The sequence below is a fragment of the Streptomyces sp. AC627_RSS907 genome (assembly GCF_019049165.1).
Genome location: NZ_JAGMUE010001175.1, coordinates 1 through 589 on the forward strand (window position 1 = coordinate 1; position 589 = coordinate 589).

Here is a 589-nt window from a genome sequence, read left to right on the forward strand (position 1 = left end):
GGGGAGTGGCCCGGCAGCCTGGTGTGGATCGAGTTTCCGAGTCTCGCCGATGCGCGGGCCTGGTACGACTCGCCCGCCTACCAGGCCATTCTGCGGCTGCGTACCGATCACATCGAGGGTGACGTCCTGCTGATCGAGGGCGTCGGGCCGGACTACGACCCGACCGAGCGGGCCCGCGTGTTGCGCGCGAAAGCCGGCTGAGCGCTGCGGGGAGAAACCCGTCGCCGTGGCGGGGAATTCCCCGCCACACGGAGAACCCCGGCGGCGGGAGGAAATCCCCCGCCGCCGGGAGGAATCCCCGTGCGAAGAGGCCGTGGCGGGAATCGAACCCACGTAACTCGCTTTGCAGGCGAGCCCCTAAACCACTCGGGCACACGGCCGGGCTTCCGGCGTGGGTTCCGGTTCCGCTCCGTGGGGAGGGAATCGGGCCGTTCGCCGGGGGTGTTGCGGTGTCGCTGAGATGACTAAAGCCGGTGCGGGTCGGGTTGGTCAACGAGTGCGCGGCGCTTGCCACGTGACCGCAACACGGCCGCCACGATCGACCGCGCGCCCCGTGGCGGCGAGCCTCCTGGTGAGGCGAGGTTCGGCC

The 589-nt window shown here is 70.6% G+C and carries 1 protein-coding gene and 1 tRNA gene; one reads left to right on the forward strand and one right to left on the reverse strand.

Annotated features, from left to right (window positions below; all coding sequences use genetic code 11):
• A partial coding sequence (locus KUM32_RS40915; protein ID WP_217146733.1) for a DUF1330 domain-containing protein occupies nucleotides 1-201 on the forward strand: 201 nt, incomplete at its 5' end.
• A 107-nt stretch (nucleotides 202-308) separates the two neighbouring features.
• Here KUM32_RS40915 and KUM32_RS40920 read toward each other — a convergent pair.
• Nucleotides 309-380 (reverse strand) — tRNA-Cys (locus KUM32_RS40920).
• Nucleotides 381-589: the final 209 nt, after the last annotated feature.